This window comes from Thalassovita sp. ABM4_323, from assembly GCF_056158665.1.
In genome coordinates this window covers 410,446-436,269 of the sequence record NZ_JBSWTS010000007.1, presented here as the reverse complement: position 1 = coordinate 436,269, position 25,824 = coordinate 410,446, and the positions used below count along the sequence as shown (strand labels likewise).

26 protein-coding genes and 1 tRNA gene are annotated in these 25,824 nt (G+C 59.4%); 18 read left to right on the top strand and 9 right to left on the bottom strand.

The window, feature by feature from the left end; translation table 11 throughout:
• Positions 1 to 6: 6 nt before the first annotated feature.
• Genes ACXADQ_RS04525 through ACXADQ_RS04505 form a run of 5 tightly spaced genes read right to left on the bottom strand, consistent with a single transcriptional unit; the run spans position 7 to position 2,098 of the window.
• Entirely contained in the window at positions 7 to 489 is a 483-nt protein-coding gene (locus ACXADQ_RS04525; RefSeq protein WP_475315899.1) for a GFA family protein, read from the bottom strand.
• 37 nt (positions 490 to 526) lie between these two features.
• Positions 527 to 832 (bottom strand): urease subunit beta, encoded by a 306-nt coding sequence (locus ACXADQ_RS04520; RefSeq protein WP_475315897.1) that lies wholly within the window; start codon positions 830 to 832, stop codon positions 527 to 529.
• Complete coding sequence (locus ACXADQ_RS04515) at positions 829 to 1,011, bottom strand: hypothetical protein (RefSeq protein WP_475315895.1); 183 nt, start codon at positions 1,009 to 1,011, stop codon at positions 829 to 831. The genes ACXADQ_RS04520 and ACXADQ_RS04515 overlap by 4 nt, the downstream gene beginning before the upstream one ends.
• A gap of 12 nt (positions 1,012 to 1,023) precedes the next feature.
• Positions 1,024 to 1,326 carry an urease subunit gamma gene (locus ACXADQ_RS04510; protein ID WP_475315893.1) on the bottom strand — a complete coding sequence of 101 codons (303 nt, stop codon included), beginning with the start codon at positions 1,324 to 1,326 and terminating at the stop codon, positions 1,024 to 1,026.
• A 1-nt stretch (position 1,327) separates the two neighbouring features.
• Positions 1,328 to 2,098, bottom strand: coding sequence for an urease accessory protein UreD (locus ACXADQ_RS04505; protein WP_475315892.1), 771 nt, complete (start codon positions 2,096 to 2,098; stop codon positions 1,328 to 1,330).
• 458 nt (positions 2,099 to 2,556) lie between these two features.
• On the opposite strand from ACXADQ_RS04505, the gene urtA reads away from it, so the two are divergent.
• From urtA to ACXADQ_RS04475, 6 genes are all read left to right on the top strand, one after another.
• On the top strand, positions 2,557 to 3,834 hold the full coding sequence (gene urtA / locus ACXADQ_RS04500; RefSeq protein ID WP_475315889.1) for an urea ABC transporter substrate-binding protein: 1,278 nt from the start codon (positions 2,557 to 2,559) through the stop codon (positions 3,832 to 3,834).
• An 83-nt stretch (positions 3,835 to 3,917) separates the two neighbouring features.
• The gene (gene urtB, locus ACXADQ_RS04495; RefSeq protein WP_475315888.1) at positions 3,918 to 5,873 is read left to right on the top strand and encodes an urea ABC transporter permease subunit UrtB; all 1,956 of its coding nucleotides are present in this window, start codon (positions 3,918 to 3,920) and stop codon (positions 5,871 to 5,873) included.
• Position 5,874: 1 nt separating this feature from the next.
• Positions 5,875 to 7,107 (top strand): urea ABC transporter permease subunit UrtC, encoded by a 1,233-nt coding sequence (gene urtC / locus ACXADQ_RS04490; RefSeq protein WP_475315887.1) that lies wholly within the window; start codon positions 5,875 to 5,877, stop codon positions 7,105 to 7,107.
• Positions 7,104 to 7,844: an urea ABC transporter ATP-binding protein UrtD gene (urtD, locus tag ACXADQ_RS04485; RefSeq protein ID WP_475315886.1), complete on the top strand. Its 741-nt coding sequence runs from the start codon at positions 7,104 to 7,106 to the stop codon at positions 7,842 to 7,844. The genes urtC and urtD overlap by 4 nt, the downstream gene beginning before the upstream one ends.
• A 1-nt stretch (position 7,845) precedes the next feature.
• On the top strand, positions 7,846 to 8,541 hold the full coding sequence (gene urtE / locus ACXADQ_RS04480; protein ID WP_475315885.1) for an urea ABC transporter ATP-binding subunit UrtE: 696 nt from the start codon (positions 7,846 to 7,848) through the stop codon (positions 8,539 to 8,541).
• A 79-nt stretch (positions 8,542 to 8,620) separates the two neighbouring features.
• Positions 8,621 to 8,697: transfer RNA gene (locus ACXADQ_RS04475), tRNA-Met, on the top strand.
• 149 nt (positions 8,698 to 8,846) lie between these two features.
• Here ACXADQ_RS04475 and ACXADQ_RS04470 read toward each other — a convergent pair.
• Together ACXADQ_RS04470 and ACXADQ_RS04465 are read right to left on the bottom strand one after the other, a co-directional pair.
• Complete coding sequence (locus ACXADQ_RS04470) at positions 8,847 to 10,322, bottom strand: NAD-dependent succinate-semialdehyde dehydrogenase (RefSeq protein ID WP_475315884.1); 1,476 nt, start codon at positions 10,320 to 10,322, stop codon at positions 8,847 to 8,849.
• A gap of 1 nt (position 10,323) precedes the next feature.
• On the bottom strand, positions 10,324 to 11,601 hold the full coding sequence (locus tag ACXADQ_RS04465; RefSeq protein ID WP_475315883.1) for a 4-aminobutyrate--2-oxoglutarate transaminase: 1,278 nt from the start codon (positions 11,599 to 11,601) through the stop codon (positions 10,324 to 10,326).
• 139 nt (positions 11,602 to 11,740) lie between these two features.
• Between ACXADQ_RS04465 and ACXADQ_RS04460 the strand changes: the two genes are divergently transcribed.
• The 3 genes from ACXADQ_RS04460 (at position 11,741) to ACXADQ_RS04450 (ending at position 14,620) form a co-directional block, all read left to right on the top strand.
• A complete protein-coding gene (locus tag ACXADQ_RS04460; protein WP_475315882.1) occupies positions 11,741 to 12,307 on the top strand; it encodes a cupin domain-containing protein in 567 nt (188 codons plus the stop codon).
• A 465-nt stretch (positions 12,308 to 12,772) separates the two neighbouring features.
• Positions 12,773 to 14,146 carry a PAS domain-containing sensor histidine kinase gene (locus tag ACXADQ_RS04455; protein WP_475315881.1) on the top strand — a complete coding sequence of 458 codons (1,374 nt, stop codon included), beginning with the start codon at positions 12,773 to 12,775 and terminating at the stop codon, positions 14,144 to 14,146.
• Positions 14,147 to 14,236: 90 nt separating this feature from the next.
• Positions 14,237 to 14,620, top strand: a complete 384-nt coding sequence (locus tag ACXADQ_RS04450; RefSeq protein ID WP_475315880.1) for a response regulator — start codon at positions 14,237 to 14,239, stop codon at positions 14,618 to 14,620.
• Positions 14,621 to 14,642: 22 nt separating this feature from the next.
• Here ACXADQ_RS04450 and ACXADQ_RS04445 read toward each other — a convergent pair whose 3' ends face one another.
• A complete protein-coding gene (locus ACXADQ_RS04445; protein WP_475315879.1) occupies positions 14,643 to 15,020 on the bottom strand; it encodes an Hpt domain-containing protein in 378 nt (125 codons plus the stop codon).
• Positions 15,021 to 15,024: 4 nt separating this feature from the next.
• Positions 15,025 to 16,023: a response regulator gene (locus ACXADQ_RS04440; protein ID WP_475315878.1), complete on the bottom strand. Its 999-nt coding sequence runs from the start codon at positions 16,021 to 16,023 to the stop codon at positions 15,025 to 15,027.
• Between the two features lie 439 nt (positions 16,024 to 16,462).
• Between ACXADQ_RS04440 and ACXADQ_RS04435 the strand changes: the two genes are divergently transcribed.
• The 9 genes from ACXADQ_RS04435 to ACXADQ_RS04395 all read left to right on the top strand — a co-directional run bounded on the left by ACXADQ_RS04435 (position 16,463) and on the right by ACXADQ_RS04395 (position 25,788).
• Positions 16,463 to 17,509 (top strand): TRAP transporter substrate-binding protein, encoded by a 1,047-nt coding sequence (locus ACXADQ_RS04435; RefSeq protein ID WP_475315877.1) that lies wholly within the window; start codon positions 16,463 to 16,465, stop codon positions 17,507 to 17,509.
• 254 nt (positions 17,510 to 17,763) lie between these two features.
• Positions 17,764 to 19,305, top strand: a complete 1,542-nt coding sequence (locus tag ACXADQ_RS04430; RefSeq protein ID WP_475315876.1) for a benzoate-CoA ligase family protein — start codon at positions 17,764 to 17,766, stop codon at positions 19,303 to 19,305.
• Positions 19,305 to 20,120 (top strand): alpha/beta fold hydrolase, encoded by an 816-nt coding sequence (locus ACXADQ_RS04425; protein WP_475315875.1) that lies wholly within the window; start codon positions 19,305 to 19,307, stop codon positions 20,118 to 20,120. The genes ACXADQ_RS04430 and ACXADQ_RS04425 overlap by 1 nt, the downstream gene beginning before the upstream one ends.
• Positions 20,121 to 20,125: 5 nt before the next feature.
• Positions 20,126 to 20,614: a DUF309 domain-containing protein gene (locus ACXADQ_RS04420; protein ID WP_475315874.1), complete on the top strand. Its 489-nt coding sequence runs from the start codon at positions 20,126 to 20,128 to the stop codon at positions 20,612 to 20,614.
• A 115-nt stretch (positions 20,615 to 20,729) separates the two neighbouring features.
• On the top strand, positions 20,730 to 22,385 hold the full coding sequence (boxC, locus tag ACXADQ_RS04415) for a 2,3-epoxybenzoyl-CoA dihydrolase (RefSeq protein WP_475315873.1): 1,656 nt from the start codon (positions 20,730 to 20,732) through the stop codon (positions 22,383 to 22,385).
• A 36-nt stretch (positions 22,386 to 22,421) separates the two neighbouring features.
• Complete coding sequence (boxB, locus tag ACXADQ_RS04410) at positions 22,422 to 23,873, top strand: benzoyl-CoA 2,3-epoxidase subunit BoxB (RefSeq protein WP_475315872.1); 1,452 nt, start codon at positions 22,422 to 22,424, stop codon at positions 23,871 to 23,873.
• Positions 23,874 to 23,953: 80 nt separating this feature from the next.
• The gene (locus ACXADQ_RS04405) at positions 23,954 to 24,118 is read left to right on the top strand and encodes a hypothetical protein (protein WP_475315871.1); all 165 of its coding nucleotides are present in this window, start codon (positions 23,954 to 23,956) and stop codon (positions 24,116 to 24,118) included.
• A gap of 39 nt (positions 24,119 to 24,157) precedes the next feature.
• Positions 24,158 to 25,345 carry a benzoyl-CoA 2,3-epoxidase subunit BoxA gene (gene boxA / locus ACXADQ_RS04400; protein WP_475315870.1) on the top strand — a complete coding sequence of 396 codons (1,188 nt, stop codon included), beginning with the start codon at positions 24,158 to 24,160 and terminating at the stop codon, positions 25,343 to 25,345.
• A 2-nt stretch (positions 25,346 to 25,347) separates the two neighbouring features.
• A complete protein-coding gene (locus ACXADQ_RS04395; protein WP_475315869.1) occupies positions 25,348 to 25,788 on the top strand; it encodes an acyl-CoA thioesterase in 441 nt (146 codons plus the stop codon).
• Positions 25,789 to 25,824 lie beyond the last annotated feature (36 nt).

The window sequence follows — 25,824 nt, the reverse complement described above, 5'->3', positions numbered from 1 at the left end:
GGTCTCCTAGTCGATCCAGAGATTTCGGGTGCGGTGCCAATCCTCGATGGATTGGTCCGGGTATTCGTCAAATGTCAGATCCCCATCCCTGATGTCCGGCGTGACCCAATTGGCCTTGGAGGACAGCATGATGTGACATGACTGCGATGGGGTTGGCAGGTCCGAGTCCACCGAGGAGGCAAACGGGTGAACCAAATCGGGATATGTCGGGTCAAAGTTCCACAACATGGTGCCACAGGATCTGCAGAAACTGCGACGCGCGGGATTGGGCGCACCGTTTTCACGGGCAAAGCCGTATTCCGACAGGTTTTCTTGACCGGTCACGGTCAGGGTGTGGGCCTGTCCCATGATGTTGATGGCATAGCCTGCACCGCCGTCGGTTTTGCGGCACACGCTGCAATAGCACCGCATATAGGGTGTGGGGGTGTTGCTTTGCACGGAATAGCTGACCGCGCCGCAACTGCAAGAGCCTTCGATGGTGACCGGCATTCTTTGCGTTTCCCTGTTCAGGCAGGTGCAGCGCGCGTCACAGCGCGCCCATGACCTTTTGGTTGAAGCCATAGATGGTGCGCCCGCCCGAGATCGGGACCAGCGTCACTTCGCGGCGTTGGCCGGGTTCGAACCGCACGGCGGTACCAGCGGCGATGTCCAGGCGCAGGCCGCGGGCGGCCTCGCGGTCGAACTCCAGCGCGGGGTTGGTTTCATAGAAATGGTAGTGCGAGCCAACCTGCACCGGCCGGTCGCCGGTATTGGCCACCATCAGCGTCACGGGGTCGCTGCCCTCGTTCAGGGTCAGCTCACCTTCGGCGGGGAACAGCTCTCCGGGGATCATTTGCGGCCCCAGGCGATCAGCGCGGCCAAACCGACGGCAACGGAACCGGCCAGCAGCGGCAGCCAGCTGGCGTCATCGGCGTGGGGGTGCAGGTGCATCCCGTCATGGGCCAGCGCAGGTGCGGAGATCAGCGCGGTCAGAGCAGCCGTGATAAGGGCGGTGGTGGTCAGGAATTTCATGGGACGGTCCTTTTAGCGAATGGGGTTGTGGACGGTGACCAGCTTGGTGCCGTCGGGAAAGGTGGCTTCGACCTGCACTTCGTGGATCATCTCGGCGATGCCCTCCATGCATTGATCGCGGGTGATGACCTGCGCGCCGGCCATCATCAGGTCGGCCACGCTGCGCCCGTCGCGTGCGCCTTCGACCACGGCGTCGGTGATCAGGGCGATGGCTTCGGGGTGGTTCAGCTTCACGCCACGGGACAGGCGCTTGCGGGCGACCTCGGCGGCCATGGCGATCAGGAGTTTGTCTTTTTCGCGTGGGGTGAGTTGCATGTCAGATCATCCAGGTTCGGGGTAGGTTGGCGCCGTTCAGATGGGTCAGAACGGGGATCAGGGATTGGCGCAGGACAAAGCTGTCCTCGGCCAGAATACGGGCGAACAGCAGGCCGGGGCGGATCAGGGACACGCCGCCAGAGGGGGGCATCAGATCGCGCATATGGGTCAGGTGGGCCTCGGCCTCGGGGGCGGCAAAAATGACCGAGGCCATGGCCCCGGCACCGTTCAGCATGGCGGCGCCCGGCAGATCGGCCAGGGCATCAGTGTCCAGCCGCAGCGTATCGGCAAAGATCAGGTCGTCGTCGCGGCGAATGCGGATGCGGTCCCGCAGATGGGTGGCATTCAGCGTCTCGCCCATCGCGCTGCGCCCCAAAACCAGCGATTCGACGGCCAGCAGGCGGGACTCGGCCGCCATATCTATGGTCAGGGTCCGGTCCAGCGCGCCGTGGTCGAAAAGGATGGTCTCTTGCGGCAGCCAGTCCAGTCGCGCGTCGGGGGCCACGGTCAGGTGGTTTTCTACGTGGCCGATTTCGCCGGGCTGCGCACGATAGATTCGTTCGGCGGCCTGAGTTGTCAGGCATAGATGCGAGCCGACCCCGGCTTCGGCCTGGAATTTCAGGCGATCCCCGCCGGTTATACCCCCGGCCGTGTTCAGGAAAACTCCGGTCAGGCGATCGCGGCTACCATGCGGGAACAGGGTCTTCAGACAGCCAGAGGTGCGAAAATCCGCGAGAACCGAGCGGCCATCCCGTGCTTTAGAGCAAACCATGGCTTGCCCGACGGCGCGCGGCTGTCGCAGAATGTCCGCCTTGGGTGATATGTCCGCCAAAACTTGGATGGGCCCCTCCGGTTTTCGTGCAAAACGAGTCGCACAGAGAGGCAGCACATGAAAGATGGATGCTCAAAAACCGGGCTAGAGAGAGAATTCTGCGCCCTGGATGTGCAAAAACTAGGCGATCATGATCAATATCGCCCATTTATTGTGCAAATCGGGGGAATGCCAAGATGACTCTGGGTCAGGGATTTGCGGAACGGCGGTCTTCGTGACTTTGCTGTGCCTGCCCAAGGCGCAAAAAGCTGCCAGGGCGTGTGGACGACCGATCAAGACGTGGAAATCAGACGCGGCCGCCACACTACATGCAACAAAAACAATGTTGCGGGGTTCAGGTAAGGTTTCGGCCCGCCTGATGCAAGGTACAACCTGCGTCCCCGCCTCGGAGGATGACCATGAACTTTATCAAAGCCACTCTGGCGGGTGCTCTGTCGCTGAGCCTGACCGCCCCGGCCTTTGCCGCCGAAGACACCATCAAGGTGGGCGTAATGCATTCGCTGTCTGGCTCGCTGGCGATTTCGGAAACCACTCTGAAAGACACCATGCTGATGCTGATCGAAGAGCAAAACGCCAAGGGCGGTGTGCTGGGCAAAATGCTTGAGCCGGTCGTTGTCGACCCCACTGATGACTGGACGCTCTGGCCCGAGAAAACCCGTGAGCTGATCTCGATCGCCGGTGTTGATGTTATTTTTGGTTGCTGGACCTCGTCCAGCCGTAAAGCGGCACTGCCGGTTCTCGAAGAACTGAACGGTCTGCTGTTCTACCCGGTTCAGTACGAAGGTGAAGAGAGCTCGAAAAACGTGTTCTACACCGGTGCTGCCCCGAACCAACAGGCGATCCCCGCCACCGACTACTTCCTGGAAGAGTTGGGTGTCGAGAAATTCGCACTGCTGGGTACCGACTATGTGTACCCGCGTACCACCAACAACATCCTGGAAAGCTATCTGAAGGGTAAGGGCATTGCCGAAGAAGACATCTTCGTCAACTACACCCCCTTTGGTCACAGCGACTGGTCCAAGATCGTTGCTGACGTTGTCGCTCTGGGCGCTGACGGTAAAAAGGTCGGCGTGATCTCGACCATCAACGGCGACGCCAACATCGGCTTCTACAAAGAACTGGCTGCTGCCGAGGTGTCGGCTGACGAAATCCCCGTCGTGGCCTTCTCGGTTGGTGAAGAAGAGCTGTCGGGGCTGGATACCTCGAACCTGGTGGGTCATCTGGCAGCCTGGAACTACTTCCAGTCGGCCGAATCTGACGCCAACGAAGCATGGGTTGCTTCTTGGAAGGAAAAGATGGGCGAAGAGCGCGTCACCAACGACCCGATGGAAGCCCATGTCATCGGCTTCAACATGTGGGTGAAAGCGGTCGAGAAGGCTGGCAGCTCGGAAGTCGACGCTGTGCGTGACGCCATGTATGGCATCGAAGTGCCCAACCTGACCGGTGGCACTGCGAAAATGCTGCCCAACCACCACCTGACCAAGCCGGTTCTGATCGGTGAGATCCTGGAAGACGGTCAGTTCGACATCATCAGCCAGACCTCCGAAGTTCCTGGCGACGCATGGACCGACTTCCTGCCGGAATCGGCTGTCCTGAAGTCTGACTGGCCGGCGCTGGGTTGCGGTATGTACAACACCGAAACCGAAAGCTGCGTTCAGATCAAATCCAACTACTGATCTGATCCTCTGACGATCGAAGAGGGCGAGAACGCCCTCTTCTCCTCCTCCAATCACGACTACACATTCGCGGATCCCCTAGCATGCGGCACCTTCTCTCTCTCTTGCTCGCACTGGTGATGCTTGCCCTGCCTATGCAGGCCACCGCCGGTCCGGTGCAGGACCTTCTGCAAGACTATCGCAGCGTGATCGAAAAAAGCTCGCGCAAGACGATAGGACCCGCGATTGATGCCCTTGCGGGCAGCGGCCTACCCGAAGCTCAGACCGTCCTTGAAACCTGGCAAGCCAAAAACATGTGGCAACGCAAGGCGGACGGTCTGTTCTTCATCGGGGAAAAACTTCCCTCGAAATCCTATCAGTTGACGGATTTCGAAACCGGCGAAATCGTTGGTGAATATCCCAAGAAAGAATTGAAACAGCTGAAGCCCAACAGCGGCATCCGGGCCCTGATCGGCACCGCGCTGGTGCAGTTTCAGCTGTCTGACCCTGATCCCACGCGGCGTTGGGATGCTGTGATCTCGATCGAGCGCGACCCTGCGCCCGAGCATCTGGCTCCGCTGCGTAAGGCGATCAGTAACGAACCCGATCCCGAGCTGAAGGCCAAGAAAACACGGCTGGAGCGCCTGCTGACCATTGCCTTTGACGATGAGATCTCGAACCGGATCGTGGCGATCAATGCCTTTGATACCGATCTGGGCGTGGATGTGCGAGCGACGTTGAACCCGCTGCTGACGACGAAACGCATGGCCTTTGACGGAACGCCTGACGACACGCTGAACGTCGCGGCGGTCCTGGAACCGGGCAGCGACGCTTTGAGCGAAACCGAAGCCTATGACTTGCTGGTCAAGGCCAAGCTGGCCCCTGCCTTGATCGATGCGGGCGAAGTGCGCGATGCGCTGGCTGAAAATATCGTGGACGGTCAGGTCGGCGGAGTACCGGTGGCCGACTTGAACACGGACGAGGCCCGCGCCCGCGCTTATACTGCGTTGGCTGCGGCCGGCACCGTCCCCCCCGCGCCGACGGCCGCAGATGTGCAAGCATCGCTGGCGTCACATAGCTTTGTAGATGTGTATGACGAGCCCGCCAAAGCCGTGACGGATGCAGCAGCAGAGGCGCTGACATCTATCGAGCTGCGCGTCGGTATGAACCAGGCGCTGGATTTGGGGCTGGATGCGCTGTCGCTTGCCTCGATCTATTTCCTGGCTGCGATCGGCCTGGCCATCACCTTTGGCGTGATGGGCGTGATCAACATGGCCCATGGTGAATTCATCATGATGGGTGCCTACACCGGTTACGTGGTCCAGCAGATCATCCCCGATTACACCGTGTCGATCATCGTCGCGATCCCGCTGGCCTTTGCGGTGACCTTTGCCGCCGGTGTCGCGATGGAACGCTTGGTGATCCGCTGGCTGTATAACCGCCCGCTGGAAACCCTGCTGGCGACCTTTGGCATCTCGATCGCGCTGCAACAGATCGCCAAGAACATCTTTGGCACGCAGGCCCGTCCGCTGACCTCGCCCGCGTGGCTGGATGGGGCTTGGGTGATGAACGACGTGGTGTCGATCAGCTATATCCGCATCGCGATTTTCGTGCTGGCGCTGATCTTCCTGGGTGTGTTCCTGTTCATCATGAAGCGCACCCGTCTGGGCCTGGAAACCCGCGCGGTGACGCAAAACCCCCGCATGGCGTCCAGCATGGGCATCAATAAGGATCGCGTGAACATGATGACCTTTGGCCTTGGGTCCGGGATCGCCGGGATCGCGGGCGTGGCCATCGGTCTGTTCGCCAAGGTGACCTCGGATCTGGGCAGCGACTATATCGTTCAAAGCTTCATGACCGTGGTTGTTGGCGGCGTTGGCAACATCTGGGGCACGCTGGCCGGGGCGACGATGATCGGCTTCCTGCAAAAGGGAATCGAGTGGCTGAACCCGTCCAACACCCTGGCGGCGCAGACCTATATGATCGTCTTTATTATCATCTTCATCCAGTTCCGCCCCCGAGGCATCATCGCCCTCAAGGGCCGCGCGGCAGGAGACTGACATGAAAAACACGTTTATCATGCGCAACCCATCGGTTCTGGTCTTTCTGGGCATCCTGGCGGTGTTCACCGTGGCCGTGACTCTGATGTCCGAGGCCACGGGCGCCTCGCTGATCTCGACCTCGTTCGTGAAAACGCTGGGCAAGACCCTGTGCCTGTGCCTGATCGCCATCGCGATGGACCTGGTCTGGGGCTATTGCGGGATCCTGTCGCTGGGCCACTTCGCCTTCTTCGGGCTGGGCGGCTATATGATCGGCATGTGGCTGATGTATGAACGCACCCGCGGCATCGTCGAAAGCTCGATGGCGAACGCAGAAATCCCGCCAACCGCCCAAGAGGTCGTGGACGCCATCGGCACTCAGATTTTCGGCGTGGTCGGCAGCAGCGAATTCCCATTGGTCTGGGCCTTTGCCGACAGTCTGGTGATCCAGCTGGCGCTGGTTGTGATCGTGCCGGGAATCCTGGCGCTGGTCTTTGGCTGGCTGGCCTTCCGCAGCCGCGTCACTGGTGTGTATCTGTCGATCCTGACGCAGGCGATGACATTGGCGCTCGCGTTGTATCTGTTCCAGAACGACAGTGGTCTGCGCGGCAACAATGGCCTCTCGGGCCTGCAAAACCTGCCCGGCCTGGATGACGTGCCGCAGGCGACGGTCTCGATCTGGTTCTTCTGGGTTTCCGCGCTGGCGCTGGGGTTGGGATATTTGCTGGCGGCCTGGGTCGTGTCCGGCAAGTTCGGCAGCGTGATCCGGGGCATCCGGGATGACGAACAGCGCGTGCGGTTCCTGGGCTACTCGGTTGAGGGCTACAAGCTGTTCATCTTTGTGCTGACCGCCATGATCGCGGGTATCGCCGGGGCGCTGTACTACCCGCAGGCTGGCATCATCAACCCGGCCGAGATCGCGCCGATTGCCTCGATCTATCTGGCCGTCTGGGTCGCCATCGGGGGGCGGGGCCGCCTGTATGGTGCCGTGATCGGCGCGGCCGTTGTGTCGCTGGTGTCGACTTGGTTCACCGGAGGGCAGGCGCCATCCGTTCCGCTGGGCTTCTACACGATTGACTGGGTCGATTGGTGGCAGGTTTTGCTGGGTCTCAGCTTTGTGCTGGTGACGCTGTTCGCGCCCAAAGGGATCGGCGGGCTGTTCGATCTGGCCCAAGGCATCGCCGCGCCACGTCGTCACGGCAAACCGTTGGGGCCTGACTCCAGCGCATTGCAAGAAAAGGAGGCGCAGGAATGAGCACGCTTCTCGAGGTTTCCGGCGTTTCCGTCAGCTTTGATGGGTTCAAGGCGATCAACAACCTGTCCTTCCAGATTGGCAATGCCGAGCTGCGCGCCATCATCGGCCCCAACGGGGCGGGGAAAACCACCTTTATGGACATCATCACCGGCAAGACAAAACCCGACGAGGGCCGTGTCATCTGGGGCGAGAAATCCCAATCTTTGCTGAAAATGTCCGAGGCCAAGATCGCCCGCGCTGGCGTGGGCCGCAAATTCCAGCGTCCTACCGTGTTCGAGGATCAAAGCGTTTTCGACAACCTGCTGATGGCACTGAAAAACGAGCGCTCGCCCTGGCAAGTGTTGATGTTCAAACCCAAGTTCAAGGATCTGGGCAAAGTCGAAGAGCTGGCCAGCGAAATCGGCCTGTCCGAAGAGCTGGACCGCAAAGCAGGCGAGCTGTCTCACGGGCAAAAACAGTGGCTGGAAATCGGGATGCTATTGGCGCAGGAACCGCGCCTGTTGCTGGTGGATGAACCCGCCGCCGGGATGACTTTGTCCGAGCGCGAACACACCACGGACATTCTGGTCGAGGCCGCGAAAACCCGCGCCGTGGTCGTGGTGGAACATGACATGGAATTCGTGCGCCGACTGCAATGCAAGGTCACGGTGCTGCATGAAGGCAGCGTGCTGGCCGAAGGCTCGTTGGATCACGTGACACAAAACCAGGACGTCATTGACGTGTATTTGGGGCGCTAAGATGCTGAAAACTGACAACCTGACCCTGCATTATGGCAGCTCGCAAATCCTGAATGGCATCTCGATGGAGGCCGAAGTTGGCAAGGTGACCTGCGTGATGGGCACCAATGGTGTGGGCAAAACCAGCCTGCTGAAGGCCATTTCCGGCACGCATCCGCGCTCGGGTGGGGGGCTCGAGCTGGACGGAGAGCAGATCGGCAAACTGCCCGCCCATGCATTGGCGCGCAAAGGGGTTGGATACGTCCCGCAGGGTCGCGATATTTTCCCATTGCTGACTGTGCGCGAAAACCTGGAAACCGGGTTCGTCTGCCTGCCGCGCTCGGAACACTATATTCCTGACGAGGTGTTCGAACTGTTCCCGATCCTCAAGGACTTCCTGCATCGCCGCGGTGGCGATTTGTCGGGCGGACAGCAGCAACAGCTGGCCATTGCCCGGGCGATGATCACCAAGCCGAAACTGCTGCTTCTGGACGAACCCACCGAGGGCATTCAGCCCAATATCATCCAGCAAATCGGCCGCGTGATCGAATACCTGCGCGATCAGGGGAACATGGCCATCGTGCTGGTCGAACAGTATTTCGAATTCGCCTATGGGCTGGCCGATCAGTTCGTGGTGATGCGCCGAGGAGAGGTCCTGAAACAAGGCTCCAAATCGGAATTGACGCGGGATGAACTGGTGCAGGCGGTCTCGGTCTGAGGGTTCAGAAAAAACCTAAGGAATCTGTGTTTTCGGTCTTGACGCGGGCGCGCGCAATTCGTATTTCGCGTCCACTTTCGGCGGTATAGCTCAGTTGGTTAGAGCAGCGGAATCATAATCCGCGTGTCCGGGGTTCAAGTCCCTGTACCGCCACCACCTCCCCCCTTCAAAATGAATATGCTGCCCGTCGGCAATCGTATACGCGCGTCCAAAAAGAAGGGGCCGCCGGTGGCGACCCCTCGAGTGGGAGACGGCTGGAAAATGAGGAGGCCACCTCCGGGGATTGGGTAGGTATGACGGTGGGCTCAGCCGATCCCGCCGATGCACACGTTCTTGATCTCCAGGAAATCCTCGATCCCGTATTTCGAGCCCTCGCGGCCAAGGCCGGATTGCTTGATGCCACCAAATGGCGCGACCTCGGTCGAGATCAGGCCGGTGTTCACGCCGACCATGCCGCTTTCCAGCGCCTCGGACATGCGCCAGACGCGGCCCAGATCGTTGCTATAGAAATACGAGGCCAGACCGAATTCGCTGTCATTGGCCATGTCGATCACCTCGGCCTCGGTTTCGAACCGCACCAACGCGGCCAGCGGGCCAAAGGTTTCCTCGCGGCAGACCTGCATATCGCGCGTCACGTCGCGCATCACGGTCGGCGCAAAGAACGTGCCGCCCAGGTTCGAGCGCGTCCCGCCCAGCGTCACCGTCGCGCCGTTGTCGACGGCGTTGGTGATATGGGCCTCGACCTTTTCGACGGCGGCCTGGTTGATCATCGGGCCGGTGGTGATGCCATCCTGGAACCCGTTGCCCACAGACAAGTCGCGCACCTTGGTGGCCAGTTTTTCCGCGAAGGCATCATAGATACCGGCCTGCACATAGATCCGGTTCGCGCAGACACAGGTTTGGCCATTATTGCGGAACTTGGCGATCATCGCCCCGTCGACAGCTGCATCCAGATCCGCGTCGTCGAACACGATAAACGGGGCATTGCCGCCCAGTTCCAGGCTGAGCTTCTTAATGGTGCTGGCGCATTGCTCCATCAGGATTTTGCCCACACGAGTTGAGCCGGTGAAGGTGATTTTGCTGACCTTGGGGTTGGCGCACAGTTCCTTGCCCACTCCGGCCGAGTCACTGGAGGGGATCACGTTGAACACCCCCGAAGGAATGCCAGCGCGTTCGGCCAGAACGGCTATGGCCAGCGCCGACAAGGGCGTCAGCTCGGCCGGACGGGCCACAAAGGTACAACCCGCAGCCAGTGCCGGGGCGACTTTGCGCGCGATCATCGCGTTGGGAAAGTTCCAGGGCGTGATCGAGCCGACAACGCCAACAGGTTGCTTCAGTACCATGATCCGCTTGTCGCGCTGGTGGCCGGGGATGGTGTCGCCATAGATGCGTTTTGCCTCTTCAGCGAACCACTCGATAAAGCTGGCGCCATACAGGATCTCGCCGCGCGCTTCGGGCCAGGGTTTGCCCATCTCGGCGGTCAGGATAGTGGCCAGATCATCGGCGTTCTCGACCATCAGATCATGCCAGCGGCGCAGGATAGCCGCGCGTTCCTTGCCGGTGTGGGCCTTCCAGTCGGCCATTGCTTCATAGGCCACGTCGATGGCCTTGGCAGTGTCGGCGGCCGACAAATCGGTGACCTCGGCGATGGCATTGCCAGTGGCCGGGTCATGGACGGTGAATGTCGCGTCGCCTTTGATCCATTCCCCATTCACATAGGCGCGGGTTTCCAACAACGAGGGGTCTTTCAGCGGGACGGGCAGAGCGGAAATCGCGTTCATCTCAGGCCCCTTTCACCGCGTCGATTGACGCTTCGAGGATGTCCAGCGCCTCGGCAAAGATGTCCTCGGGGATGGTCAGCGGCGCCAGGAAACGGATGACGTTGCCGTAGACACCGCAGGTCAGCAAGACCAGCCCACGGGTCAGGGCCTCGGCGCGGATGGCGTTGGCAAAGTCCGGGTTGGGGGCGCTGCCATCGGTGGTGTTGAATTCGGCTGCGATCATGAAGCCAGGGCCACGCACATCGACCATTTCGGGCACATTGGCCGCGATCTGGGTCAGCCGTTGCTTCAGGCGCGAGCCCAGCTCGTTGGCGCGGGCGCACAGGTCTTCTTCTTCGATCACGTCCATCACGGCATGGGCCGCGGCGATGCCCAGCGGGTTGCCGCCATAGGTGCCCCCCAGACCGCCGGGTTGTGCGGCGTCCATGATCTCGGCGCGGCCCGTCACGGCGGCCAGCGGCAGACCGCCCGCCAGCCCCTTGGCCATGGTGGTCATGTCGGGGGCAACGTCATAGCCCTCCATCGCGAACAGAGTGCCGGTGCGGGCGAACCCAGTCTGGATTTCATCGGCGATCAGCAGGATACCATGTTCATCACACAGGGCGCGCAGGGCCCGCATCAGCTCGGGCGGGGCAGGGTAGAAACCACCCTCGCCCTGCACGGGTTCGATGATGATGGCGGCGACGCGGTCCGGGTCCACATCCGCCTTGAACAGCTTTTCGATCCCGGCCAGCGCATCGGCGGTCGAGGTGCCATGCAGATCAATCGGGAAGGGCGCGTGGAACACATCGGGCATCATCGTGCCGAAGTTCTTTTTATAGGGCGCGACCTTGCCGGTCAGGCTCATGCCCATGAAGGTTCGGCCATGGAACGCTCCGCCAAAGGCGATCACAGCCTGGCGCCCGGTGGCAGCGCGCGCGATCTTGATGGCGTTTTCGACGGCCTCGGCGCCGGTGGTCACAAAAACAGTCTTCTTTTCGAAATCGCCGGGGGTCTTGTCGTTCAGACGCTCGGCCAGGCGGATGTAATTTTCATAGGGCAATACCTGGTGGCAGGTATGGGTGAAGGATTCAGCCTGTGTGCGCACGGCCTCCATCACCTTGGGGTGGCAATGGCCCGTGTTCACCACGGCGATGCCTGCGGCAAAATCAATGTAGCGGTTGCCTTCGACGTCCCAGACCTCGGCGTTTTGGGCGCGATCGACGTAAATCTGGGTTTGCATGCCCACCCCTGACGAAATGGCAGCGTCGCGGCGGGTGGCGATTTCCGAATTCAACATAGTCTGTCCTTTCCGAAGAGGGATGAATTTGATCCCGCGAAGTCTACGGCGTTCAATTTTTTCGAAAAGTCTATTACTTGAAAATCGTAAGTAATTGATTTTTAATAGGTGAAGGCGAAAGTGTTTAGGAATATTGAACATGTCAAACACCGATGAGGATGATCTGGAGGTCGGCGCCCGCTTGCGTGCCGTTCGTAAACGTGCCGGGCTGTCCCAACGGGCGCTGGCGAAAAAGGTCGGTGTACCGAATTCCACCATCTCGTTGATCGAGTTGGGCAAGACCAACCCGTCGGTCAGCGCACTGCGGCGGATCTTGGATGGCATCCCAATCGGCATGTCCGAATTCTTTGCGCTCCAGCCCGAGACCGAGGTGAAAGTGTTTTTCAAGGCCGAAGAGCTGACCGAGATCGGCAAGGGGAAAGTCTCTCTGCGCCAGGTCGGAAAGTCTTTGGCCGGGAAGGCCATGATGCTGCTGTACGAGACCTATGACGTCGGCGCCGATACGGGGCGCGCCTTGTACGGGCACGAGGCCGAAGAAGGTGGGGTGGTTATTTCCGGCCGGGTCGAAATCACCGTCGGGGCACAGCGCAAGATCCTTGGGCCGGGCGACGCGTATTACTTTGACAGCCGGATGCCGCACCGGTTTCGACAGGTCGGGCCCGATAAATGCGTTGTGGTCAGCGCCTGCACACCGCCGACATTCTAACGCTGGAAGTTTCCCGAAATGCAATCATTGGGTGTACGCAGGGTCGGCAAAAGCTCACTCGTGCGAGCCATATTTCACGCTATCCAAGTGCAAAGCGGCGCAAAGTTCTGCCCATTTTCTTGCGGAATCATCCCTTTCGGACCATCAAAGCCATCCAGATTTTCGGACAAAATCACCGTGGCCGCCTGGTCCTACAGGCGCGGGCAGTGCCTGCGAGGGGCCTTGGGGAACAGACGGTATGCGTTTCTTGAGATGTGTTTTCGTTAACCATTTGATAAGAATTGAGTTTCCCCGGCAGAGAAAATAGTCAACTCAAGGGTGAAAAACTCAATTTAATTCACCCTTGCCTTAAAATCGCCGAAGTCGAACCGCAATAACAACAACCTCAAAGGGCAAAGAGGGTCGGGTAAGAGTTTGAGTAAGAGGTCCGGGCGGGCTGAGTCTGTCTGGGGAAGGACGTTCGTAATGGTGATTGACACAGGTGCTATGGTAGAATCGGGCAAAGGCGTGCTGGAAACAGCCTCCATCCTGCCGATGAATATTACCCCATTCAATGGTATCTTATTGTTATGCGTCGCCGCGCTGGCCGTGCGGGCCTTTGTGCAACCGCGCCCCTTTGTTGTGGATGGGCAAGCCAAGGGAAAAACCTGCTTGCAGTTTCAACGCCGCTCTTCTGCGAGCGCGCAACTAAACGAAACCGTGCAGGCCTTGGCAAATCCGACGGCGTCCCCAAAGCAAAGCGCCAGCACCGTCGACGAGACAGCCAGCACCAAACCGCCCAAATCGCACAAGCTGTTGCAGGTTGCCTTCACCGCACTGCTGGACGAGGTCTTCGTGTTCTCGCCCGAGGGTCTGAAAATCTCCTTCATGAATGCCAAGGCCGAAGCTCGGGTTGCTGATCTGGGCCTGCCCCAATCGGAATTCGTTTTTCCTGATCTGTTGCCGGCAGAGAACCGACAGGTCGTAATCGAGGCCGCACGGAATTTGCAACATAGTGGCCTGGACTCCATCGTCTTCGAACTGACGCTTGATGGCGCCCTCACCGAACTGACGTTGAAGCTGATACGCGAAAAAGGCGATGACGATTTCTTTATGGCGATCCTGCGCGATATTTCCGGGCGCGATGATCAGGCCAAGGTTCAGTCGGGCTATATTGCAACGCTTAGCCACGAAATGCGCACGCCGCTGACCTCGATCAAAGGCGCCGTGGATCTTGTGGCCTCGGGGCGCCTGGGCGACCTGCCCGCCGGGGCGGTCACCACTTTGAATGTGGCGCAGCGCAACGTTGACAGATTGCTGCGCCTGACCAATGACATTCTGGACCTCGAGAAGATGGACGCCGGGAAAATGCACGTGGATCTAGAGGTGGTCTCGGTCACAGACCTGGTGCAAGAGGCTGCGCTGGAAATCCACGGATATGCGCGTGAATTCGATGTTTCGGTCTTGGTCGATGTTCAGACTGATGCCGGGCATTTCATGGCCGATCGGGCGCGTTTGTTGCAGGTCATGGCCAACCTTTTGTCGAATGCCATCAAATATTCCGAGCCTCACTCCGAGGTCGTGGTCCGTGTCGATGAAAACCACGAGGACATCCGCGTCAGCGTCGCAGACACCGGGCCGGGTATCCCCAGCCACATGCGTGCGGACCTGTTCGAACCCTATCAACAGGGGCCGCAGGTCCAAAGCAAAGTGGCCAGCACCGGCCTGGGCCTGACCATTGCCAAACGGATTGTCGAAGCGCATCGCGGGACAATCGGCGTGGTGTCCGAAGAGGGCGAAGGGTCAAGCTTCTATTTCTCGATCCCCAAATTGAGCGCCTCCGACGAGGTGGCCGCGTGATCCGCCCTGCTTTGTCAACATGGATGTGGCGCAGCGTCTCGTTGCGCTAAGCGTGAGGCGGCGCTAAGTGCGACACAGAAGGGAAGCAGCATGGCCGACTCACCAACCATTCTTCATGTCGAGGACGACGCGGATATTCGCGAGATCACCAAGATTGCTCTTGAAGTCATGGGCGGATTGACAGTGACACAGGTCGGCAGTGGCAGTCAGGCCGTGGCGCAGGCCGCCAGCCTGGCCCCGGATCTGTTCCTGTTGGATATGACCTTGCCCGATATGGATGGGCTGCAGACCATGAACGCGCTGAAGGCGTTGCCAGGTCTGCAGAATGTGCCCGCGATCTTCATGACGGCGCGCGCGCAATATGAAGAGCACGAGATCCTTATTCAGGCAGGTGCAGTGGCCGTCATTCCGAAACCGTTTGACGCGATGACGCTGGCGCAGGACATTCTGGATATTTGGCAAGAGCTACCCTGACAGCAGCAGTGTTGCGCACGGGTTATTGATCGCCGACGATCAGCGCCATCTCTCCGAGCATATCATCGACGGCATCCAGCGTTGGATCAAACAGTGCGTCCATCTGATCAGGCGAGGACATCAGCGTGTTGATGGCGATCTCGGCTGTTATGCACAGTTTTCCCAGCTCAGGGAAGCCCATCGTCGCGGCCAGGCCGGCAGTTTTGTGGGCATAGTGGCGAAACAGCTCAATGGCTTCGACAGGGTTGGCGAACAAGGCCTGCGAGTTGCGCATGGCCTCCATTTCCCGCAGCCGATCAACCAGAGTCGCGGCAAATCGCGGGCGCATTTCGGCCAGTTTGGCCTCGAACAATTCCGCATGCGCGGCTTTGCGGGCCTCTTGGATGGCTTGGGCGTTCATGTGATCACCCCGCCCAGGCGAAGGCTTTGATCAAGTCGCGTTTCCAACCGGAATATTCGTTCGAGTGCACCGCATCCGATGCGGCGCGGCGTGCTTTCTCGACAGCCGTGTCCATCGCTTCAATCGCGGCACGCCCCGAGCGCAGACCCATGCGCTGGCAGGGGCTGACGACGATCTGCACGTCCATTTCGCGCCAGTCGTCATAGACCAGTTCCATCTTGTCGATGGATTGCTGCACGTCCTGACGCAGCTCTTCCGGGTCGATCTGATCGCGGCCATGGCACACGCAGATAAACCCGCCGCGTCCTGCATAGGATACGAAGGATTCCCCATAGGACAGGCTGTCCGAGATGGCCTCGGCAATGTCTGTGACGGTGTAGTAAAATTCCTCGGCCGAGCAGCTATCGTACAGCGCGCGCGCGTTCATGATCTGGAACGAGAAGATGTTGGTGGCGAACATGCCACCGCGGCCCAGTTGCAGCACAAAGTTTTCAAGCGCCATACGGTCGATCACCCCGGCGACATCACGGATCGCAAAGGGGGTATCAAAGTTGAACTTCTGACCCTGGAAATTGCCGTTCAGCAATGACTGGACCATCTCGCCGTTCTGGCGGGCGTCGCGTTGTTTTTCATTCAGGCGCTCGGCGACGCGCATGCGCGTGCTCAGCTCCAGCGGATCGAACGGCTTGGTGACATAGTCCGACGCGCCGGCAGCAAAAGCCTGGTTGATGAACACTTTGTCCGACATCGCGGTGACCATCAGGATCGGCACCTCGGAGTATTCGGGGATGTAACGGATCCAGTCGCACAGTTCGATCCCCGACATCTGCGGCATCTGGATGTCCAGCAGGAAGCAGTCGAACGGTTTTTCGGATGTTTGCACGATTTCCATTGCCTCGGCGGCAGAACCCGCAGTGGTGATGTCGGCATAGCCGGCCTTGGGCAAAGAGCCCTTCAGCAGGTCCAGGACCATCGGATCGTCGTCAACGGCAAGTATCTTCATGGTTCATCATCCAGCGTTTTCGGCCACGTCTGGTGCCGGATTGGCGCAGCTCGGGGCTTTGTCGTCATGGGTAGATTTGACTCAAATTGTGGCGAATTTGGGCAGTGGGGGCGGCATTACAGTGATGTATATCCGGGACATTGGCGCAGAATTGGAAACAACCCCTTAACGAAGGTCCGATTGTATTCGTGCACGCAATAAGGGCGCGATGCTGCTGCCGTTCGCGCCACGATCTCGCCTTATTCATTCCGCGCGAATCGCCTGGGCACGGTCCAGGGATTCACGGCATGGGCAACGGATTCGAGGAGGGCTCGCCCACGGAAATGGCGAAAAATCGCAAAAACCTGAGCGCGTCACGCAAAAACTACTAGCAATATGGTGCATCCCGTGCATAGGATTAGGCACTATAGTGCCAAAAATGGCAATAGGGAGGATTTACATGACACACCGCAGAACAATTCTGGGCGCATTGGGTGGGGCCGCAATGGTTGCCCTGTCCACGGCCTTCTCCGCAGCGCCAGCCCTGGCGCAAGAAGTGACGCTGAAGATGCATCACTTCCTGCCTCAGCAGGCCAACGTGCCCAAGCTGGTTCTGGATGTCTGGGCCGACAAGGTCGAGGCAGCTTCGAACGGCCGTATCAAGGTCGACCGCTTTCCGTCGATGCAATTGGGGGGCAAGCCGCCAGAGCTGATGGACCAGGCGCAGGACGGTATCGCCGACATCGTCTGGACCGTCGTAGGGTACACGCCGGGCCGTTTCCCCTCGACCGAGGTGTTCGAGCTGCCCTTCATGATGACCAACGCCCGCGCGGCCTCACGCGCGTATTGGCAGATGTTTGAAAAGCATATGAAAGACACCGAGTTCCGGGATGTGCACATCCTGGGGGCCTGGGTGCATGGCCCCGGTCTGATCCATACCAACCGGGCGGTGAACGCGCCCGCGGATATGGAAGGGCTGAAAATCCGGGGCGGTTCGCGCTCGGTGAACTCGCTGCTGACCAAGCTGGGAGCAACCCCCGTGGGGATGCCCGTGCCAGCCGTGTCCGAGGGCCTGTCCAAGGGCGTGATCGACGGCACCACTATCCCGTGGGAGGTCACGGCTGCGCTGAAAGTGCCAGAACTGGTGAAGAACCACACCGAATTCTCGGGCTCGGCGCTGTACACGCTGACCTTTGTTCTGGCCATGAACAAGGACAAGTATGACAGCCTGCCGGACGATCTGAAGGCCGTGATTGATGCCAATTCGGGTGAGGAATTCTCTGTCTTCGCTGGTGGCACTCAGGCGGATGCCGATGGTCCTGCGCGTCAAAAGGCGGTGGATCTGGGCAACAACATCATCACGCTGGATGCTGCTGCTACGCAGGAATGGCGCGATCTGGCGCAGCCCATTTATGACGAATGGGTCGCGGATATGGGCAAACGCGGCATCGACGGTCAGGCTCTGATCGACGAAGCGCGGATGCTGATCGATAAGTATACCGAGTAAACTGGTATGCTTCCCGTGGAGGGGTCGCGGCGTTTTGCGCCGCGGCCCCTTTCATTTTGGGCGGAAAGTGGCAATATGATGCACTAAATCGCATAAAAGACTTGCTCGATCTGAAATATATTGCACTATAGAGCATATGAAATGCGAAACCCCGCAGATTTGCGTCTGCTTGGTCAGAGGAGTGCCAAGCGCGGATTGCGGGCGAACAGAAGGTGGCCGTGGCATCTGTCAGTCCCGGTCAAAGGGAGGACCTGATGACGGACTGCAATAACGCAGCGAACTATTTCGTGGATCGACATGTCTCAGAGGGGCGTTCAGACAAGTTGGCCTTTCGCGAGGCCGACGGTCAGCAGCGCGACCTGACCTATGGGGAGCTTGCCAACCAATCTGCGCGCGTTGCGGCGGCCCTTGGTCTGGCCGGGATCAACCGCGAAGAGCGGATCGCGCTATTGGTTCTGGACCAACTGGAAATGCCGGTGATGTTCTGGGGGGCGCTCAAGGCGGGCGTTGTCCCAATCCCGCTGAACACCCTGCTGACGGCCGAAGTCTATGATGTGATCCTGCGCGATAGCCGGGCCAGCGCAGTTGTCGTGTCTGAGGCTCTGTACGAGACATTGGCCCCGGCCCTGGTTGAAAACCCATTCCTGCGCGCTGTGATTGTGGTTGGCGACACGGCCCCGGATGGGGCGATGACCTATGCTCAGTTCCTTGGGGGCGCCGAGCCGATGGACACTGTCGAAACCTCCGAGGATGAGATCGCGTTTTGGCTGTACTCCTCGGGTTCGACCGGGCAGCCAAAGGGTGTGAAGCACGTCCATGGCAGCCTGTGCGCGACCGCCGAAACCTATGGCGATCACGTCTTGGCAATTCAGTCCGATGACGTTGTGTATTCCGTGGCCAAACTGTTCTTTGCCTATGGGCTGGGCAATGCCATGACCTTTCCCATGTCGGCAGGGGCCACAACGATCCTGTTTTCCGGACGTCCAACCCCGGACGCCGCAGCCGAGATTCTAAACGCTCATAAGCCCACGGTTTTCTGCGGTGTCCCAACGCTTTACGCCGCGATGGTGCATTACTGGGAAGGCGGCAAAACCTTGCCAGACACCAAGCTGCGCACCTGTATTTCGGCGGGCGAGGCCCTGCCCGAAGAGATCGGCAAGAAATGGCAAGAGCTTTGGGGCGTCGACATCCTGGATGGCGTTGGCTCTACCGAAATGCTGCATATCTTTCTGTCGAACCGCCAGGGCGATGTGGTCTATGGCTCGTCCGGGGTTCCGGTGCCGGGCTACGAGGTGCGGCTGGTCAATGAAGACGACGAAGAGGTCGCCGATGGCGAGGTTGGCGAACTGCTGGTCAGTGGTCCTTCGGCCGCCGAGGGTTATTGGAATCAGCGCATCAAAAGCCGCGGCACCTTCGAAGGCTTCTGGACTCGCACCGGTGACAAATACGAGCGCACCGCCGAGGGGCGCTATATCTATTGCGGTCGCACCGACGACATGTTCAAGGTTTCGGGCATCTGGGTGTCTCCGTTTGAAATTGAACAGGCGCTGGTGTCCTATCCGGCGGTTCTTGAGGCGGCAGTTGTCGCCAAGCATGACGAGGAAGGCCTGGAAAAACCCAAGGCATTCCTTGTGCTGAAAGAAGGCCATGACGCGGCCGAGCTGGACGGGCTGAAGGATTTCATCAAAGAAAAGATCGGCAAGTGGAAATACCCTCGCTGGGTCGATGTGGTGGAAGATCTGCCCAAGACCGCGACCGGCAAAATTCAACGCTTCAAGCTGCGCGAGGGCGCGTGATGGATTGGTCTGCTGGCAAAGGATTTCTGACCGTCGGGGGCGTTCAGCTGGAATATGCGTGCTGGGGGCCGGCCCCGGATCAGGCTCCGACGATTGTTCTGTTGCACGAAGGTCTGGGCTGCGTCGCGCTGTGGCGGGAGTTTCCGAAGCGCCTGGCCGAAGCCACGAGCCTGGGCGTTCTGGCCTATTCGCGCGCGGGATACGGGCAATCTGACGGCAAGCCGCTGCCTTGGTCGATCGACTATATGACGGACGAGGCTGTGGATGTCCTGCCGCTGGTGCTGGACGCGATTGGGTTTCGCTCGGGTCTGCTGATGGGGCATTCAGATGGTGCGAGCATTGCCAGCATCTATTGCGGCTCGGTCGAGGATGTGCGGGTGCGCGGGTTGGTCGTGATGGCGCCGCATTATTTCACCGAACCCATAGGATTGGCCGCAATCGCCAAGGCGAAAACGGCCTATGACGACGGCGATCTGAAACCTCGGCTGGCCAAGTATCATCGGGACGTCGAAAACGCGTTTCGCGGCTGGAATAACTCGTGGCTGAATCCGAAATTCCAGGCTTGGAATGTGGGCGATGTCACCGATTACCTACGGATTCCTGCGCTTGCTATTCAGGGGCGTCAGGACGAATACGGCACGCTGGCCCAGATTGACGAGATCGCGACGCGGTCCTACGCGCCGGTCGAGGTCTCGGTGATCGAAAACTGTGGGCATTCCCCGCATTTGGATCAGCCGGATCAGGTATTGGCGGCGGTTTCGGAGTTCACGACGCATCTCTGGCGGATCGAGGCGGCCGAGCCCGAAGGGGTTTAAGGCGCATGCTTGTCTTCCCTGATTACGCCTATGTGCCAGGGCGCACGCCTCGTCACCCCGAGGGGATGTTTGATGCGCTGCGCCAGAGCGTTGATCTGGATGCCGCGCCCGACGCTTTGATGGAAACGCCCGCATGGATCGCGGGTCTTTCTTATTTGGAAGAGGGCTTTTTCTGGGAGGCGCATGAGGCGTTGGAGCCCGTTTGGATGGCGCTTCCACTTGGGTCGTCAGAGCGGGAAATGGTGCAGGCCTTAATCCAGTTGGCGAACGCGGGATTGAAGCGCGAGATGGGGCGCCCACAAGCGGTGCTGCGGATTTGCGCCATGGTGCGGGCTCATCTGGGTCGGATCGGTGATGCGCCGGTCATGGGGCAAAACCCGGCCGAGCTGTTGCGCACGGTCGGCGCGCTGGAGAATCAGATTGGGCGGGACCACCCGAAACTGCAAGAAAATGCAAAATATTGCATAAAATGGCGTGACGGATTGGCAAAATAGCGCAAATATCTGCGAAATTGGCTAAGAATTTGTCATTATAAAGCATATCAGGCTTCCCAATGACGCAAAACGGAACTATAGTGCAATACAGCAGGAAGACTTAGGAGACGCGACGATGACCAAAGTGATCGACTTTCAGACGGACCCGTCACAGTACCGCCACTGGAAGGTGGAGTATGACGGCGAGGTCGCAAACCTCTATATGGACGTGGATGAAAACGGGGGGCTGTTTGACGGCTATCAGCTGAAGCTGAACTCGTATGACCTGGGCGTCGATATTGAACTGGCCGACGTGGTGCAGCGCATGCGCTTTGAGCACCCCGAGGTCAAAGTCGTGGTGATGAAGTCGGCCAAGGACAAAGTGTTCTGCGCCGGTGCAAACATCCGCATGCTGGGCGGTGCTGAACACGCGCATAAGGTCAACTTCTGTAAGTTCACCAACGAGACCCGCAACACGTTTGAGGCCGCCGAGGCGGACTCGGGTCAGAAATACGTCGCGGCCGTCAAAGGGTCGTGCGCAGGTGGTGGATACGAATTGGCCCTGGCCTGTAACCACATCATCCTGACTGATGACAGCACCAGCGCCGTGGCGTTGCCCGAGGTGCCGCTGCTGGCAGTTTTGCCCGGCACCGGTGGCCTGACCCGCGTCACGGATAAGCGCAAGGTCCGTCGCGATCTGGCCGATGTTTTTTGCGCCATGGAAGAAGGTGTTCGCGGCAAGCGCGCCAAGGATTGGCGCCTGGTGGACGAAGTCGTTGCCAACTCGAAATTCGACGCGGTGGTCGAAGAGCGCGCCAAGGAATTCGCAGATGCAACGCCGACCAAGGCGGACAAAGGCATCGCCCTGACCCCGATCCAGCGCACCATCACCGAAAATGCGATCAGCTATTCCTTGGTCGAGGTCGAGCTGGACCGCGCAGGCCGCAAAGTGACGATCACGCTGAACGGTCCGGACGGCGATGCGCCTGGCTCGATCGACGATTTGGTCGCAATGGGTGATCAGTCTTACCTGCTGCGCCTGGCGCGCGAGTTTGACGACGCCATCCTGCATCTGCGCAACAACGAAAAAGAGCTGGGCCTGTGGACCATCCGCACCCAGGGCGACCCCGAGGCCGTTCTGGCCAACGAAGCCCTGTTGCTGGACAATTCGGACCACTGGCTGGCCAACGAGATCCTCCAATACTGGAAACGCGTGCTGAAACGGGTCGATGTGACCTCGCGCTCGCTGGTGGCTCTGGTCGAGCATGGCTCGTGCTTCGTGGGTGTTCTGGCCGAGCTGCTGTTCGCCGTGGATCGCACCTATATGATGGAAGACGAGTTCGAAGGCGACAATCGCCCGATGGCCAAGATCGTTCTGTCCGGCAGCAATTTCGGCACCTATCCGATGGGCAACGACCTGAGCCGTCTGGACACCCGTTTCCTGGGGGCGCCCGAGGCTGTCGAATCCCTGAAGGCCAAGATCGGCGAAGACATCGAAGCCGAAGAAGCCGACGAGCTGGGTCTGGTGACCTACATCCTGGACGACATCGACTGGGATGACGAAATCCGCATCTTCATGGAAGAGCGCGCCAGCTTTAGCCCTGATGCAATGACGGGCATGGAGGCCAACCTGCGCTTTGCTGGTCCCGAAACCATGGAAACCCGCATCTTCGGGCGGCTAACTGCTTGGCAAAACTGGATTTTCCAACGCCCGAACGCGGTGGGTGCCGAAGGCGCATTGCAGCGCTACGGCACTGGCGTGCGCGGCGAATACAACATGCAACGAGTGTAATAGGGCGACCTTGTCGTCCCCGAAAGGGAGAGAGAAATGCTTGATCTAATCAATGTCAGCTATGACACGCAGATCCCCAACAACGTGGGGCTGAGCTCGGACAAACGCGTCCTGAAGGCTCTGGAAAAATGGCACCCGGGTTATATCAACTGGTGGAACGACCTGATCCCCCAGCAATTCCAGAAATCGATGGTGTACCTGCGGACCGCTGTTTCGGTGGATCCCAAAGGCTGGGCCAAGTTCGACTATGTGAAGATGCCCGAATACCGCTGGGGCGTTCTGCTGGCCCCCCAAGTCGAAGATCGCCGCATCCCCTGTGGGGAACATGCCGGCGAGCCCGCCTGGCAAGAGGTTCCCGGTGAATACCGCAACCTGATGAAGCGCCTGATCGTCATTCAAGGCGATACCGAGCCGGGCTCGGTCGAGCAGCAGCGTTTCCTGGGTCTGACCGCACCGTCGCTGTACGACATGCGCAACCTGTTCCAGGTTAACGTCGAAGAAGGCCGCCACCTGTGGGCGATGGTCTATCTGCTGCAAAAATACTTCGGCAAGGATGGCCGTGAAGAGGCCGATGACCTGCTGATCCGCTCGTCCGGTTCGGAAGAAGCCCCCCGGATGCTGGGTGCCTTCAACGAGGAAACCCCGGACTGGCTGTCCTTCTTCATGTTCACCTACTTCACTGACCGTGACGGCAAAATGCAGCTGGAATTGCTGGCGCAATCGGGCTTTGATCCGCTGTCGCGCACCTGTCGTTTCATGCTGACCGAAGAAGCTCACCACATGTTCGTTGGGGAAACCGGCGTGGGCCGGACCATCCAGCGCACCTGTGAAGTGATGAACGAAAACGGCATCACCGACCCCTATGACATCGACAAGATCCGCGATCTGGGTGTCATCGACCTGCCGACCATCCAGAAAAAGCTGAACCTGCACTACACGCTGTCGCTGGACCTGTTCGGTCAAGAGGTTTCGACCAACGCGGCGAACGCCTTCAACGCGGGCATCAAAGGCCGCTACATGGAGAACCGCATCGACGATGACCACAAGCTGACCAACGACACCTATCCCGTCTGGGACATGGTCGACGGCAAGCTGGTCCGCCACGAGGTGCCCGCCCTGACCGCGATCAACATGCGCCTGCGGGACGACTATACCCGTGATGCTGCTGGTGGCGTGGGTCGCTGGAACAAGATCATCGAGAAATCCGGGATCGAGTTCGAAATGAAGCTGCCTCATGAAGCGTTCAACCGCAAAATCGGTGTCTTCACCGGTCACAACTTCGACCCCGAGGGTAACCTGGTTTCGGGCGCGGAATATGACAAAGGTCTGCCGGAATGGCTGCCGACCCACGCGGATGGGGACTTTATCCAGTCGCTGATGAAGCCCGTAACCGAGCCGGGCAAATATGCCAGCTGGATCAGCCCGCCCAAGGTTGGAATCAATAACAAGCCAGGAGATTTCGAATACGTTAAACTCCACATGGCGTAATCGAAATAGCGGCCGGGGCGATGCACCCGCCCCGGCCTGCGACCAACCCGTCTGGTTGGTCAATCAAGGGAGGAATTGAAATGGAAGTCGAACGTCAGATCGCAAACGCCCCCAAGACCACAGCCGTCGGGGTTGCCGTATCCGAGATGGGCGGAAACTGTATCGGATGCACCAATTGCCGTGGCCTGTGCCAGGCATTGATCGAGGTCATGAGCTTTCCCGAGGTCGTCCTGAACCGCTCCTGATCCTCCTCCCTCCAACTGCGCGAACTTGGAAACAGCACTATGAACAAGCCGATCAAACAACACCTGATCGACCCGGAGATCTGCATCCGCTGCTACACCTGCGAGATGACCTGCCCGGTCGAAGCCATCGTTCATGACGACAACAACGTCGTCGTCGATGCGGACAAATGCAACTACTGCATGGACTGTATCCCGGTTTGTCCAACGGGCTCGATTGACGAATGGCGCGTGGTGAACGAACCCTACGTGCTGGAAGAGCAATTCGAGTGGATGGAGCTGCCCGAGCAGCAAGAAATCACCCAAAACGAAGCCACCGGTGGCATGGAGGCGCTGGACGAAAGCATGGCCAAGCTGCTGGCCGAGGCCCATGCTGGCGCGGGTGGCAAAGCGACCGCACCCAAATCCGCGGCCAAGCCGACCATCAACATGTACAATCTGTCCAAGCCCATCGTTGCTTCGGTTCAGGGCAACTACCGCCTGACCGAGGACGGATCGGACAGCGATATCCGCCACATCATTCTGAGCTTCGAAGACACCTTTCCGGTGCTCGAAGGCCAAAGCATCGGGATTTTGCCCCCCGGCGAGGATGCCGACGGGAACCCGCACCTGCCGCGCTTGTACTCGGTTTCCAGCCCTCGGGACGGCGAGCGCCCGAATTTCGGCAATGTCTCTTTGACCGTTAAGCGCGAAGAGAACGGCCTGTGCTCGAACTATGTTTGTGACCTAAAGCCGGGCGATAAGGTGAATGTAACCGGCCCCTTCGGCGCGACGTTCTTGTTGCCCGACGACCCGCAGGCCCGGCTGCTGATGATCTGCACCGGTACGGGTTCGGCTCCGATGCGGGCCTTTACTATGCGCCGTCAGCGGACGGTTGGCGCGAAATCCGGGGGCATGACCATGTTCTTTGGCGCGCGCTCGCCCGATAGCCTGCCGTATTTCGGCCCGCTGAACAAAGTGCCCGAGGAACTGCTGAAAACGCATATGGTTTTCAGCCGTCTTGAGGGACAGCCCAAGGAATATGTGCAGGATCGCCTGACCGCCGAAGAAGACGCCGTGGCCGAGATGCTGGCGGACCCGAACACCCATATCTACATCTGCGGTCTGCGCGGGATGGAAGAGGGCGTCGAGAAGGCGTTTACCAACATTGCGGAAAGCATCGGCACCCAGTGGGTTGCCCTGCGCGACACGATGCGCGAAGAAGGCAGATATCACGTCGAGACCTACTGAACATGCCTGACCAACCTCCGCACTTCGTCCACGAGATCCGAGTCACCTGGGGCGATTGCGACCCGGCCAAGATCGCCTATACCGCGCGCCTGCCCTGGTTCGCGCTGGATGCAATCAATGCCTGGTGGGAGTCCCATCTGGGCGGGGATGGCTGGTTCCAGATGGAGCTGGACCGCAACGTTGGTACGCCCTTTGTGCACATGAGTTTGGATTTTTCAGCGCCCGTCACGCCGCGGCATCGGCTGATGTGCCAGGTCGATCCGGTAAAACTGGGCGAAACCTCGATTGCCTTCCGTGTCATCGCGCGTCAGGACGGTGTGGTTTGCTTTACCGGCAAGTTTGTCTGCGTGTTCACGGTTGCCTCGGAATTCCGCAAACAAAAGGCCCCGCCCGAGATCGTGGATATCGTTACGCCGCTACTGGTTGACGCTGCGGCGGGGTAAGCCCTTGCGACTTGTCGAAATAATTTGCACAACGTC